The 13,093-nt window shown below is 72.2% G+C and carries 13 protein-coding genes; 6 read left to right on the top strand and 7 right to left on the bottom strand.

The window, feature by feature from the left end:
- Positions 1 to 20 precede the first annotated feature (20 nt).
- Positions 21 to 1,577, bottom strand: a complete 1,557-nt coding sequence (locus ACW62_RS20585; RefSeq protein ID WP_053205999.1) for a cytochrome b — start codon at positions 1,575 to 1,577, stop codon at positions 21 to 23.
- Positions 1,578 to 1,725: 148 nt separating this feature from the next.
- Here ACW62_RS20585 and ACW62_RS20580 point away from each other — a divergent pair, with 148 nt between their 5' ends.
- From ACW62_RS20580 to ACW62_RS20565, 4 genes are read left to right on the top strand one after another with little or no spacing between them, the layout of a single operon-like run.
- A complete protein-coding gene (locus tag ACW62_RS20580) occupies positions 1,726 to 2,109 on the top strand; it encodes a hypothetical protein (RefSeq protein WP_053205998.1) in 384 nt (127 codons plus the stop codon).
- A gap of 41 nt (positions 2,110 to 2,150) precedes the next feature.
- Positions 2,151 to 2,597 (top strand): SRPBCC family protein, encoded by a 447-nt coding sequence (locus tag ACW62_RS20575; RefSeq protein ID WP_053205997.1) that lies wholly within the window; start codon positions 2,151 to 2,153, stop codon positions 2,595 to 2,597.
- Positions 2,594 to 3,529 carry an ROK family glucokinase gene (locus ACW62_RS20570; protein ID WP_053205996.1) on the top strand — a complete coding sequence of 312 codons (936 nt, stop codon included), beginning with the start codon at positions 2,594 to 2,596 and terminating at the stop codon, positions 3,527 to 3,529. The genes ACW62_RS20575 and ACW62_RS20570 overlap by 4 nt, the downstream gene beginning before the upstream one ends.
- Positions 3,526 to 4,206 carry an endonuclease/exonuclease/phosphatase family protein gene (locus tag ACW62_RS20565; RefSeq protein ID WP_053205995.1) on the top strand — a complete coding sequence of 227 codons (681 nt, stop codon included), beginning with the start codon at positions 3,526 to 3,528 and terminating at the stop codon, positions 4,204 to 4,206. Before ACW62_RS20570 ends, ACW62_RS20565 begins: the two co-directional genes overlap by 4 nt.
- Here ACW62_RS20565 and ACW62_RS20560 read toward each other — a convergent pair.
- On the bottom strand, positions 4,203 to 4,694 hold the full coding sequence (locus tag ACW62_RS20560) for a hypothetical protein (RefSeq protein WP_053205994.1): 492 nt from the start codon (positions 4,692 to 4,694) through the stop codon (positions 4,203 to 4,205). The genes ACW62_RS20565 and ACW62_RS20560 overlap by 4 nt on opposite strands.
- On the bottom strand, positions 4,691 to 5,473 hold the full coding sequence (locus ACW62_RS20555) for an alpha/beta hydrolase (RefSeq protein ID WP_053205993.1): 783 nt from the start codon (positions 5,471 to 5,473) through the stop codon (positions 4,691 to 4,693). Before ACW62_RS20555 ends, ACW62_RS20560 begins: the two co-directional genes overlap by 4 nt.
- Before the next feature lie 197 nt (positions 5,474 to 5,670).
- Between ACW62_RS20555 and ACW62_RS20550 the strand changes: the two genes are divergently transcribed.
- Positions 5,671 to 6,279: a lysophospholipid acyltransferase family protein gene (locus ACW62_RS20550; protein ID WP_240477358.1), complete on the top strand. Its 609-nt coding sequence runs from the start codon at positions 5,671 to 5,673 to the stop codon at positions 6,277 to 6,279.
- 11 nt (positions 6,280 to 6,290) lie between these two features.
- Here ACW62_RS20550 and ACW62_RS20545 read toward each other — a convergent pair whose 3' ends face one another.
- The gene (locus tag ACW62_RS20545) at positions 6,291 to 7,457 is read right to left on the bottom strand and encodes an osmoprotectant NAGGN system M42 family peptidase (RefSeq protein WP_053205992.1); all 1,167 of its coding nucleotides are present in this window, start codon (positions 7,455 to 7,457) and stop codon (positions 6,291 to 6,293) included.
- A 38-nt stretch (positions 7,458 to 7,495) separates the two neighbouring features.
- Between ACW62_RS20545 and ACW62_RS20540 the strand changes: the two genes are divergently transcribed.
- Positions 7,496 to 7,819, top strand: a complete 324-nt coding sequence (locus ACW62_RS20540) for a hypothetical protein (protein ID WP_053205991.1) — start codon at positions 7,496 to 7,498, stop codon at positions 7,817 to 7,819.
- 113 nt (positions 7,820 to 7,932) lie between these two features.
- Here ACW62_RS20540 and ngg read toward each other — a convergent pair whose 3' ends face one another.
- The 3 genes from ngg to ACW62_RS20525 all read right to left on the bottom strand — a co-directional run bounded on the left by ngg (position 7,933) and on the right by ACW62_RS20525 (position 13,020).
- Positions 7,933 to 9,690 carry an N-acetylglutaminylglutamine synthetase gene (ngg, locus tag ACW62_RS20535; RefSeq protein WP_240477357.1) on the bottom strand — a complete coding sequence of 586 codons (1,758 nt, stop codon included), beginning with the start codon at positions 9,688 to 9,690 and terminating at the stop codon, positions 7,933 to 7,935.
- Positions 9,687 to 11,483: an N-acetylglutaminylglutamine amidotransferase gene (locus ACW62_RS20530; protein WP_053205990.1), complete on the bottom strand. Its 1,797-nt coding sequence runs from the start codon at positions 11,481 to 11,483 to the stop codon at positions 9,687 to 9,689. The genes ngg and ACW62_RS20530 overlap by 4 nt, the downstream gene beginning before the upstream one ends.
- 178 nt (positions 11,484 to 11,661) lie before the next feature.
- Positions 11,662 to 13,020, bottom strand: a complete 1,359-nt coding sequence (locus ACW62_RS20525; protein WP_053205989.1) for a trypsin-like serine protease — start codon at positions 13,018 to 13,020, stop codon at positions 11,662 to 11,664.
- Positions 13,021 to 13,093: the final 73 nt, after the last annotated feature.

Raw genomic sequence — 13,093 nt, 5'->3', positions numbered from 1 at the left:
AGCGCACCTCCGGGGACGAGTCAACCATGCTCCTTCACTTGGACGTCACCGGAGACGGGTCGGTTGCCGGGAAGATCGGCGAAGTAGAACCGCGACGCGAGCGCCCGGGGCCGTTCGGTGCGGTAGTGCGGGTTGGGGACGCCGTGTTCGTCGGAGGCCGCGACGGCCCCGGCCGGCACCAGCGCCTCGCGCGGCGCCCGCCGCTCCGCCTCCCGCGACGTCAGCGGCCGGTGCAGCTCGCTGAACCCGCCACCGGGGCTGACGACGACGATGCCGGTCGCATGCCCGTGCCGCAGCTCGTCCAGGTCGCGCAGCCGCAGCCCCAGGAGGATCCGTTTCGTCGCCCAGAACGCCAGCGGCGGCGCGACGACCACGGCCACCTGCAGGAACCGGACCAGCGGGCCGAGCGGGACGTGCAGCAGCGTGGCGACGACGTCGGTGGCGCCGGCGATCCACAGCACCACGTAGAACGTGACGAACGCGGCCACCAGTGCGGTGCGCACCGGCAGGTCGCGGGGCCGGTCGAGGACGTCGGGGTCGCGGCGGTCGCCGGTGGCCCACTGCTCGAACCACGGGTACAGCGCGAGCGTCCCCATCAGCACCCCCGGCAGCACCATGACGGGGAGGAGCACGCTCAGCGACAGCGTGTAGCCGAACACGTCCAGCTCCCACGGCGGCATCAGCCGCACGGCGCCGTCGAGGAACCCGAGGTACCACGGCGGACGGCTGCCGGCCGGAGCCGCCGCGGCGTCGAACGGCCCCCACAGCCAGACCGGGTTGACCTGCACGACCGCCGACATCGCGACGATCGCGCCGGAGACCATCAGCGCCAGCCCGCCCATGCGGACGGCGTACCGGCGCGGCGGGTCGCCGTCGGGCGGCGGCGCCGCGGCGCGCCACCGCCGGTACGCCAGCAGCGCCCAGGCGGCGCCCAGGCCCACGATCAGCACCGGCAGCACCCACACATGCACCGTGTTCAGCCGGCCGATGATCTGGTCGCCGGGGAACTCGTTCCCGAACAGCAGCCACGACATCCAGGTCCCCACGACCGGCGTGGCCAGCAGGTACCCCTCGGTGACCCGCAGGCCGGTGCCGGACTGCAGGTCGTCCGGCAGCGAGTGGCCGAGGTACGCCTCGGCGATGCTCAGCACCAGCAGCGCCAGCAGGACCAGCCAGATGAGGCGCCGGTAGCCGCGGAACGCGCCGGCCAGGAACACCCGCAGCAGGTGCGCCGACAGCGCCGCGATGAACACCAGCGACGCCCAGTGGTGCACCTGGCGCACCAGCAGCCCGCCCGGCACCTCCATCGAGATGCGCACCGTCGACGCGTACGCCTCGGACATGGTCACGCCGCGCAGCGGCGCGTAGTCGCCGGCGTAGACGACCGGCCGCATGGACGGCTCGAACCAGAACGCCAGCAGCACACCGGACACCAGCACCAGCAGGAAGCTGATCACCGCCAGCGGGACGAACAGGTCCGTCCACCGCCGCGGTCCGCGGATCCGGGCCGGTCGGCCAGGCCGGTCGGCCAGGCCCACCACCGCGGTGACCAGCCGGTGTCTCGTCAGGTCGGGCATGTCGCACTCCTCGCGATCGCTCCTACTACTAGGACCGGTGCGGGGCGCGGATTGTGACATGACCTGCATCACGTCCGTAGGGTGAGGGGCGGCCGCCGACCGCGAGGTCCAAGGCTGCGGCGAGCCCCACAAGGGAAAGGGAGATCGCATGAGCCCGGCGATCGATCTCATGGACGACACGTTCGTCGTCGCCGAGCGGGCCGAGCTGGCCGCGTACGTCCGCGACCCCGCCGTCGCCAGGGCCTGGTGGCCGCGGCTGACGCTCGCCGTCCAGCAGGACCGCGGCCTCGAGGGGCTCCGCTGGACGATCGGCGGCGAGCTGACCGGCAGCACCGAGCTGTGGCTGGAACGGCACGGCGACGGCGTCCTCGTGCACTGGTTCCTGCGCGCCGACCCCACGTCGCCGCGGGCCCGGCCGGACCGGCTGGCCCGCCGGTACACCGTCGCCTTCAAGACCCGCATCCACGAGCTGAAGGACCGGCTGGAGAACGGACGACCGGCCGGCGTGCCGCGGCTGCCTCCGGCTCGATAGTCTGCGATCTCCGCCGTCCGGCTGATGGGACACTTTCACACATGGCTGCGCAGACCACGTCGAGCATCGTCGTCGCCGCGACCCCGGCCGCGATCATGGCCGTGATCGCCGACCTCGAGGCGTACCCGGAATGGACCGCGTCGGTCCGCGAGGTCGAGGTGCTGACGGTCTACGAGGACACCGGGCGGCCGGGTGAGGCGAAGTTCGTCCTCGACGCCGGCCCGGTCAAGGACCGCTACACGCTGTCCTACGAGTGGGACGGCGACGACGAGGTCCGGTGGACGCTGGTCGAGGGCGGGCTGATCCGGGAACTGGACGGCTCGTACGCGCTGGCGGCCGTCGACGACGCGAGCACCGAGGTGACGTACCAGCTGACGGTCGACGTCTCGATCCCGATGCTCGGGCTGATGAAGCGCAAGGCGGAGAAGGTCATCATCGACACGGCTCTGAAAGAGCTGAAGAAGCGGGTCGAGGGAGTGGACGAGTGAGCCTCACCATCGGGGTCGATGTCGGCGGCACCAAGATCGCGGCCGGCGTCGTGGACGAGAAGGGCGTCATCGGCGCACGGGCACGGCGCGAGACGCCGTCGCACGACCCCGCGGCGATCGTTGAGACGATCATCGAGGTGACCAAGGAGCTGGCCGCCCAGCACGACGTCGACGCCGTCGGGGTCGGGTCGGCCGGGTTCGTCGACTCCGCCCGCTCCCGGGTGCTGTTCGCGCCGAATCTCGCCTGGCGCGACATCCCGGTCCGTGACCAGGTCGCCGGGGCGACCGGCCTGCCCACCGTCGTCGAGAACGACGCCAACGCGGCCGCCTGGGGCGAGTTCCGCTTCGGCGCCGCCGAGGACGTCGACGACATGATCCTGCTGACCATCGGCACCGGCGTCGGCGGCGGCGTGGTGCTCGACGGCAAGATCTACCGGGGTGCGCACGGCATCGCGGCCGAGCTCGGGCACATGCGGCTGGTGCCCGACGGCCATCTGTGCGGCTGCGGGCTGCGTGGCTGCATCGAGTCGTACGCCAGCGGCACCGCGCTGGTCCGCGAGGCGCGCGAGGCGGCCAGCCTGCCGTCGGCCGAGCGGCTGCTGGAGCGGGCCGGCGGCGACGTGCAGCGCATCACCGGGCCCATGGTCACCGAGCTGGCCCAGGCCGGCGACGAGCTGGCGATCGTGCTGATCGCCGAGGTGGGGCGCTGGCTGGGCGAGGCCATGGGCTCGTTCACCGCGGTCTTCGACCCGGCGACGTTCGTCATCGGCGGCGGCGTGTCCGCGGCCGGCGACCTCCTGCTCCGCCCGGCCGTCGACGCGCTGCGCAAGAACACCACCGGCGCCGGTCACCGGCCGGAGCCGGAGGTGCGGGTGGCGACGCTCGGCAACGACGCCGGCGTCATCGGCGCGGCCGACCTCGCCCGGGTGTGAGCGGCGTCGAGCTGCGGGTCGTCAGCTACAACGTCCGCGGGCTGCGTGGTGACGGCGCCGCCGTCGCGCGGGTGCTGCGGGAGCTGGACCCGGACGTCGTCTTCGTCCAGGAGCTGCCCCGGGTCGTGCTGTGGCGCGGGCGGGCGGCGTCGTTCGCCCGCCGGGCCGACCTGCTGTACGCGGCCGGCGGCGGCACGACCGGCGGGACGGCGCTGTTCACGGCCGCCCGGGTGGACCTGCGCGACGTGCAGGAGCACCGGCTGCGGCGCACGCCCGGCCTGACCCGTCGTGGTCTCGTGCTGGCCCGCCTGGAGAAGGACGGCATCGTGTTCGGGGCCGGCTCGCTGCACCTCGGTCTGGACGCCGGTGAGCGGGCGCGGCACCTGACCGACGTCACCGGCCTGGTCAACCGCCTCGACCTGCCGGTGACGGTGCTCGGCGGCGACCTCAACGAGCCGCCGGCCGCTCCGACGTGGACCCGGCTGGCCTCGCAGTACGCCGACGCGGGCGGGTCCGACCCGACGCCGACGTACTCGGTGGGGCGGCCGCGGCGGCGCATCGACGGCATCTTCGTCCGCGGCGCCGAGGTGACCTCCTACCGCGTCGTCGACACCCCGGACGTGCGCGCGGCCAGCGACCACTTTCCGGTCGTGGCGGAGCTGACGCTGCCGCGCTAGATGACGGCGCCGTCGTCGGGGTCGTTGGGATGGTGGCCGCGCATGCGGGCGACCAGCGTGACGAAGCCGGCGATGAACGCGACCACGGCGAGGAAGACCATCTCGTCGGACGGGCGCCAGGACATGATCGCGACGATGATCAGCGCGATCGGCGGGAAGATGACCGCGGCCCAGGCCAGCCGCTGGACGCGGTCGCCGCGGGGGATCGGGGCCGGCGGCGGCGGGACGAAGTGGTTGGCCGCCTCCTCGGCGGCGGCGTCGTCGATGCCGGGCGCGGGCGTCGCCGGATCGGGACCGGGGCCGCCCCGCCCGCCGGCCAGCGGGCCGAGCGTGACGGAGGCGTCGCGGAAGTCGCCGGCGCGCGGCTCGTCGAGGGGATCGTCCGGGCTCAGCTCCTCCGCCGCGGGCCAGGGCTGGTCGCCGTCGCTGGGGGAGGTGTGGAACGAGTCGATCAGCTCGGCCCAGGTCTGGTCGTCGTCTCGGCTCATCGCGGCAGGCCCCGGTTCCTCTTCGTGGTCACTCGTTCCACGAACGCCGCGGCGCCCGAGAAGATTTCCGGAGCGTCGTAGTCGAGGGTGGCGACGTGGTAGCTGCGGCGCAGGACGACCTCGGCGACGTCGGTGGACGACACGCCGGAGAGGATGACGGGTGCGCTGGTGGCGTCCACGACGTGGTCGTCGGCGCTGCGGTAGAGCAGCAGCGGCTGGGTGATCATGGCGAGGTCGCGGCGGACCAGCTGCCACAGCTTCGTCTGCGACCACAGCGCCTGCAGCGGGGTGCGGTCGTAGGCCCGCTCGTCCTGCCCGGGCATCGCGATGTCGCCGGACAGCCCCGCCGCCGACTGGCGCAGCAGCCGCAGCATCGGCAGCGCCAGCAGCCGCTTGTCGGCGCTGGTGACGACCGGGTTGACCAGCACCAGGCCCTGCACCAGCGGGCCGTGCTCCTGCGCCAGCCGCAGCGCCAGGCAGCCGCCCATCGACAGGCCGGCGACGACGACCTGTTCGCACCGCTCGGCGAGGTCGAGCAGCGACCGCTCGACCCGGCGGTACCAGTCGGGCCAGCCGGTGACGTTGAGGTCCTGCCAGGTGGTGCCGTGGCCGGGCAGCCGCGGTAGCTCGACGCTGTACCCGTGGCCGGCCAGCTGTTCGGCCCAGGGGCGCAGGGAGGCCGGCGAGCCGGTGAAGCCGTGGCAGAGCAGCACGCCGACGGGGCCGCCGTCGTGCCGGTACGGCTCGATCGAGTCGACCGCCTCGCCCTCAGAGAGCATCGCGTCCCTCCCTTTCCCCACCGGCGCTCGCACCAGCATCGTCGCATGCGCCCGATCGGTCCGCGCGGGCGAGGCCCGTCGTCCGCCGCACGCATTGGCGGTAGTGTTCCGACGTGTTCTATTGGCTGATGAAGAGCGTCTTGCTCGGGCCGATCCTGCGGTTGATCTATCGGCCCTGGGCTGAAGGTGTGGAGCACGTGCCCGCCGAGGGCGGCGCGATTCTCGCGGGCAACCACCTCACCGTCATCGACTCCTTCTTCATGCCGCTCGTTCTCGACCGTAAGGTCAGTTTCCTCGCCAAGAGCGACTATTTCACCCAACGCGGTGTCAAAGGGTGGTTGAAGCGCGTGTTCTTCGGTGGGACGGGCAACGTGCCGGTCGACCGCTCCGGCGGGCGGGCCAGCGAGGCGGCGCTGCACACGGCCGTCCAGATCCTCGAGAGCGGCGAGCTGCTCGGCATCTACCCCGAGGGCACCCGCTCACCCGACGGCAGACTCTATCGCGGCAAGACCGGCGTCGCCCGCATGGCGCTGGAGGCCCGCGTCCCCGTCGTCCCGGTGGCGATGATCGGGACGGCGGAGATGCAGCCGGCCGGGCGGATCATCCCCAAGCGGATGCGCCCGGGCATCAAGTTCGGCCCGCCGCTGGACTTCAGCCGCTACTACGGCATGGAGACCGACCGCCACGTGCTGCGGTCGGTCACCGACGAGATCATGTACGCGCTGATGGAGCTGTCCGGCCAGGAGTACGTCGACGTCTACGCGGCGACGGTGAAGGCGCGGGCCGCCGACGCGAAGGACGCCTGACGCCCGCCGGCTCAGTGCCGGCCGGGGTAGCGGTCGGGCTCGGGCTCGGCCGGCTGCACACTGTGGCTGGGGAAGTCGGCCAGCGCGCCGGTGGGGCGGTCGTCCCACTCGCTGAACGTCAGCGGGCTGGTGAGGTACGCCGTCAGCAGCTCGGCCGTGCGCCTGACGCCGTCGAGGTGGGTGCGCTCGTGGCCGTGACTGGAGTCGACGCCGAAGCCGATTAGCGCGGTGCGGCATTCCAGGCCGGACTCGATGGCGGGCGCGGCGTCGGAGCGGTAGAAGCGGTACACGTCGCGGCGGTACGGCAGCTCGTTGCTCTCGCACAGCCCGATCAGCCGCCGGGTCAGGTGGTAGTCGAACGGGCCGGTCGAGTCGAGCATGCCGATGTTGACGGTGTCCTCGCGCGACTCCTGCCCCGCGCTGACCACGGCGTTGTCGACGGCGACCAGCTCGGCCACGTACTCGTCGAGGCCGTGCGTGGCGCCCATGCCGACCTCCTCGCCGATGGTCACCAGCAGGTGCGCCGTGACCGGGCGGGTGCGGCCGTCGTCGATCAGCGCCTTGACGGCGGCCAGGCAGGCGGCGACGCCGGCCTTGTCGTCCAGGTGCCGCGCCTTCACGTAGCCGTTCGGGGTGATCTGCGGCGCGGCGTCGAGCGCCACGAAGTCGCCCACCGAGAGGCCGAGGTCGCGCACGTCCTGGCGGGTCTCGACCGGCTCGTCCAGCCGCACCTCGACCTGGTGCCAGCCGACGCCCTGGGTGTCGACGGCGTCGCCGAAGTTGTGCCCGCTGGACATCAGCGGCAGCACCGTGCCGGTGTGCAGGTTGCTGAGGTCGTCGGTGAAGACGGTGACGTGGGCGCCCTCGGCGAAGCGGGCGCTGTGCGTGCCGATCGGGACCACCTCGAGCCGGCCGTTCTCCTTGAGCCGCTTCACCATGCAGCCGATGGTGTCGGCGTGCACGACGATCGCCCGGCTCGCCCCGCCGACCGCGCCCTCACCGGGCAGGGTGGCCCGCAGCACGCCGCGGCGGGTCAGCCGGATGCGCACGCCCAGCTCGGTCAGGCGGTCGCCCACGACCTGCATGACGGCGTCGGTGCGGCCGGACGGGCTCGGCGTGCGCAGCAGCTCCAGCAGGACGTCGCGCAGGTACTCGTCGTCGACGGGCAGCGTCTTCATGGCTCTACCCTGACATGCCGGGCCGGTAGCCTGCCGGGGTGCCCGCGAACGACGTGACCCAGGTGGCCGACGACCACCTTCGCGACCTCGCCGAGCTCGATCCGTACGCCGCGCAGGCGCTGGGCCGCACCCCGTCGTCGCTGCTCCCGGACCTCTCGCCGGACGTGTTCGCCGGGCGGCTGGCCAGCGACGTCGCCCTGTACGAGGTGGGCTTCATCGCCGTGAGCTCGTCGCGCAGCACACCGGGGGAGGGCGCCGGCCGGGTGCGGATCAGCTCGGCGATGGTGGCGTCGTCCGGGCGGAGCCGGACGTGGATGCGCTCGGCCGCCTGGCCGAGCAGCGCGGTTCGGCCGGCGAAGTAGTTCGACGCCCTGCCCGCCGACCCGCCCCATGATCATCAACCTTTTGCGTCGTCATAGCAGCACAAAAGGTTGATGATCATGAAAGGCAGCCAGCGAAGTGAGCCCGGCCGGCCTCACTGCGGGACGGGTGGCGGCTGCCAGGCTCTCGGTGTCGTCCGGGTCGCGGGGAACAGCAGGTCGACGAAGCGGGCGGCGGTGGGTTGCGGCTCGTGGTTGGCCAGGCCGGGCCGCTCGTTCGCCTCGATCAGCACGTACTCCTCGTCCTCCGGGCTGGGCACGATCAGGTCCAGCCCGGTCACCGGGATGTCGATCGCTTCGCTGGCCGCCACCGCGGCCGCCGCGAGGGCGGGGTGCAGCGACGCCGTCACGTCGTGGATCGTCCCGCCCGTGTGCAGGTTGGCGGTGCGCCGCACCTTCAGCGCGGCACCGTCGGGCAGGACGTCGTCCATGTCGTAGCCCGCCGCAGCCACCGTCGACAGGGTCGTGTCGTCGACCGGCACTCGCGACTCGCCGCCGGTCGCGGCGGACCGGCGCCGGCTGTGCGCGTCGATCAGTTCGGCGACGGTGTGCCGGCCGGTGCCGTACACGGTGGCGGGACGGCGGACGGCGGCGGCGACGACCTCGTGGCCGATGACGACGATGCGCAGGTCATCGCCGTCGACGTACTCCTCGATGAGGACGTCGGGGCAGAAGGTCGCCGCCAGCGACACCGCGTCGGCCAGGGCGGCCGGCGACGTCACCCCGACGGTGATGCCGCGGCCCTGCTCGCCCCGCACCGGCTTGACCACGGCCTCGCCGACCTCGGTCAGGAACGCGGCGTCGGCCGCGGCGGAGGAGGCCGCGACGCCGCGCGGCACCGACAGCCCGGCCCGCTGGAAGATCCGCCGGGTCAGCTGCTTGTCGTCGCAGCGGCTCATCGCGACCGCCGTCGTCAGCTCGGACAGCGACTCGCGGGTGACGATGCGCCGCCCGCCGTGCGACAGCCGCAGCTCACCGCTCTCGGCGTCGGTGATCTCGACCAGGATGCCGCGCCGCCGCGCTTCGTCGGCGATGATCTTCGCGTACGGGTTCAGCTCGGTCTCGGTGGGGCCGGCCACGTACAGCGGCTCGTTGATCGGGTTCTTCCGCTTCACCGCGAACACCGGCACCCGGTGGAACCCGAGTCTCGTGTACAGCCTGATCGCCGGGTCGTTGTCGTGCAGGACGGAGAGGTCGAGGTGGTCGCGGCCGCGGCCGATGTACCGCTCGGCCAGCATCCGCACCAGCGCCTCACCGACGCCGGGGATGGTGCTCTGCGGGTCGACGGCGAGACTCCACAGGCTGGCGCCGTTGTCGGGGTCGTCGAACGCGCGGACGTGGTCGACGCCGGTGACGGTGCCGACGACGGCGCCGGTGCGCTCGTCCTGCGCCACCAGGTAGGTGAACGTCGGCGTGCGCTGGTTGCCCCACATCAGCCCGGTGTCACCGGTGACCATGCCGCGGGCCGCGTACAGCCGGTTGATCTCGTCGGCGTCGGCCAGCTCGCTCATCTTGCGGACGAACACGCCGGCGACGGGGTTGCGCCGCGGCCGGTAGCGGTGCAGCTCCAGCCGGTACGTCAGCGACGGGTCGATGAACAACTCGCCGGGCGCGTGCGACACCAGCACGTGCGGGTCGGCGACGTACATGGCGATGTCGCGGCGGCCCTCCTCCTCGGCCCGGAGCAGGTCGATGACGTCGCGCGGCTCCTCGAAGGTCTGCGCGAACACCAGCCGGCCCCACGCGAGGTCGACCAGGACGTCCCGCTTCATGTCCCGGACGAGATGCTCCGGCGCCTCCTTCCACGGCGTGCTCCACAGCGAGTGCTGGCCCCTTCGCCGGGGATCGGTCACCGGGTCACGCCCTCGCCGGGCAGCTGCGTCTGCAGCCAGAGTTCGAGCAGGCCCAGCTGCCACAGCCGGTTCCCGCGCAGGGGAGTGAGGTCGGCGTTCGGATCCTGGCGCAGCCGGTCGACGTACTCGGGCCGGAACAGGCCGCGGTCGCGGGCGGCGGCGGAGTGCAGGGCGTCCTCGACGAGTTCGAGGTACGGCCCCTGCAGGTACTTCAGCGCCGGCACCGGGAAGTAGCCCTTCGGCCGGTCGATCACCTCGTGCGGGATGACCCGGCGGGCGGCCTCCTTCAGCACGCCCTTGCCGTCCTGCGCCAGCTTCAGCTCCGGCGGGCACTGCGCGGCCAGCTCGACCAGCTCGTGGTCGAGGAACGGCACCCGCGCCTCCAGCCCCCACGCCATCGTCATGTTGTCGACCCGCTTGACCGGGTCGTCGGTCAGCATGATCTGGGTGTCCAGCCGCAGCGCCGCGTCGACGGCGGTCTCGGCGCCGTCGCGGGTGAAGTGCTCGCGGACGAAGTCGAGGCTGACGGCGCCGTCGGTGAGGTAGGCGGGCGCGACGACCTCGGCCATCGCGGGGTGGTCGCGGTCGAAGAACGCCTTCGCGTAGGTGGCGACGGCGTCGGCGCGGCCGACGCCGGCCAGCGGCGGGTACCAGTGGTAGCCGGCGAACACCTCGTCGGCGCCCTGCCCGGACTGCACCACCTTGACGTGCCGGCTGACCTCCTTGCTGAGCAGGTAGAAGGCGACGGCGTCGTGGCTGACCATCGGCTCGCTCATGGCGGCGATGGCGTCGCTCAACGACGGCAGCAGGTCGGCGCCGATCCGGATGCGGTGGTGGTCGGTGGCGAACTCGCGGGCGATGACGTCGGAGTACTTGAACTCGTCGCCCTCCTCGCCGCCGACCGCGTCGAACCCGATGCTGAACGTGTTGAGGCCGGTCTGGCCCTCCTGCGCGAGCAGCCCGACCACCAGGCTGGAGTCGAGCCCGCCGGAGAGCAGCACGCCGACCGGGACGTCGGCGACCAGCCGACGACGGACAGCGACACGGAGGCTTTCCAAGACGGCCTCTTCCCAGTCGGTGTCCGACCAGCCGGCCTTCGCGGGGTCGCGGGTGAAGGACGGATCCCAATAGACGCGTTCGCGGCTGGCGCCGTCCGGCTCGACGACGCGGACGGTGGCCGGTGGCAGCTTGCGGACGCCGGCGAGGATCGTGTGCGGCGCCGGGACGACGGCGTGCCAGGACAGGTAGTGGTGCAGCGCGACCGGGTCGATGGAGGTGTCGACGCCACCGGCCCGGACCAGCGCGGGCAGCGTGCTGGCGAAGCGCAGCCGCTCGGGCGTCTCGGCGAGGTACAGCGGCTTGATGCCGAGGCGGTCGCGGGCCAGCACCAGCCGGCCGGTGTCGCGCTCGTGGATCGCCAACGCGAACATGCCGATGAGGTGGTCGACGAAGTCCTCGCCCCAGCGGTGGTACGCCTTGCCGATGACCTCGGTGTCGGACGTGGAGAAGAACCGGTAGCCGTACCCGCTCAGCTCGTCGCGCAGCTCACGGTAGTTGTAGACGCAGCCGTTGAAGACGACGGCCAGGCCCAGTTCGGCGTCGACCATCGGCTGATGGCCGTGTGGGGAGAGGTCGATGATGGACAGCCGGCGATGGCCCAGCGCCAGCGACCCGTGCGCGTAGGCGCCGGAGTCGTCGGGCCCTCGGGCCACCATCGCGTCGCACATGAGACCGACCGAGGCGAGGTCGGCGGGGCGGTTGTCGAACCTGAATTCTCCGGTGAGACCGCACATGTGTTTCGAGCCTACCCACCCTTCCGGCGACCGTCGCGGCGAACCGGCGCCGCCGGCCCGCCTTCTGAGGATGGGTACCCGCAGTTCATGCCCCGAAACGCAGTTCGGCGGTGGCGCTCTCCGTGAGATGCGCCACCGCCGAACCGGTGGATCCGTGCTACTTACCCAGGGGCTCGGCTCAGACGTTCGAGCCGGTCACCCGGCGGCGGGCCGCGAAGGCCGCACCGGCGCCACCAGCGGCCAGCAGCAGAGCCAGGCCGACCATGGTGGTGGTGTCCGAACCGGTGTCGGGCAGCTCCTCGCCGTCGCCGTCGTCGTCACCCGGGTCCTCGGTGGGCGTCGAGGTCGGGGTCTCGCTCGGCTGCTCGGTCGGGGTCTCGGTCGGCGTCGGGGTGGGCTCCTCGGCCTCCTTCACCGTGACGGTGACGGTGGCGGGGATGCCATCGGTGTTGCCGTCGTTGGCGAGGTACAGGAAGGTGTCCTCACCGGTGAAGCCCTCGGCCGGGGTGTAGACCAGGTTGGTGAGGGTCTCGTCGTCGGTGGTCAGCGAGCCGGACTCGGCCTCGCTCACCTTGAACGTGACGTCGTCGCCCTCGGCGTCGTCGGCCGTCAGCGTGATCTCGACCGGCTCGCCGGCGGTGGTCTCGATCTGGACGTCGGCGACCTCGGCCGGCGTGTTCTCGCCGGAGGCGACCGCCGCGATGCTGTCGGTGACGGCGCTCAGCTGGGTGTAGACGCCGGGGATGCCGGGCTGGGCGCAACCCTCGCCCCAGCTCACGACGCCGACCTGGGTGTACTGGCCGTTGTCCTCGACGAGCAGCGGGCCACCGGAGTCGCCCTGGCAGGAGTCGACGCCACCCTGCTCGAGGTCACCGGCGCACAGCTCGACGTCCGGGCTGGTCTCGATGCCGATCGCGTCGTAGGCGGCGACACACTCGTCGTCGCTGACGCCCGGCACGTCGACCTCGAGCAGCACGTCGCTGGCCTCGCCGCCCTCGGACGTGGCGCCCCAGCCGATGACGCGGAAGGTCTCCGACGCGTCGAACGAGTCGTCACCGACGATGTCGACGGTGGTGGCGACCTCCTCGGGAACCGACTCGCTCAGCCGGACCAGCGCCCAGTCGTTCGGGATGCCGGAGATGTTGCCGGAGTACACGTACTCGGACGTGAAGGTCTGGATGTCGGGGCTGTTCAGGTCGACGGACCCGAAGTGCGCGACGATGCCGTCGGTCGGGCCGGTGCCGTTGACGCAGTGGGCTGCGGTCAGGACCAGGTCCGGCTCGATCAGCGAGCCGCCACAGGCGAACTGCTCGTCGATGACGAGGTAGGTGACGAACGGGTATTCGCCTTCGGGGGCGGGAGCGCCGCCGACGATCTTCGTCTCGAAGTCGGCGGGGGAGCTCTGGACGATGAGGGACTCCTGCGGAATCTCCTCGGCCGCGGCTGCGGTGCCGGCGGCGCTCATGACGGTGGCACCTGTGATCAGGGCAGCCGTCAGCGCGCCCGCAGCGCGGACGCGCGCGCGGAAGGTCTTCACACTGTCTCCAATTCAAAAATGAATGTCAGTTCAGCATCGAGCCCCCCGCCACCGCGCGTGCCCGCGGACGACA

Origin of the sequence: Jiangella muralis (genome assembly GCF_001270745.1) — a bacterium.
Lineage (GTDB): Bacteria > Actinomycetota > Actinomycetes > Jiangellales > Jiangellaceae > Jiangella > Jiangella muralis.
Note: the sequence above shows the minus strand (reverse complement) of the source record. Positions and strands in the feature narration are given on the sequence as shown.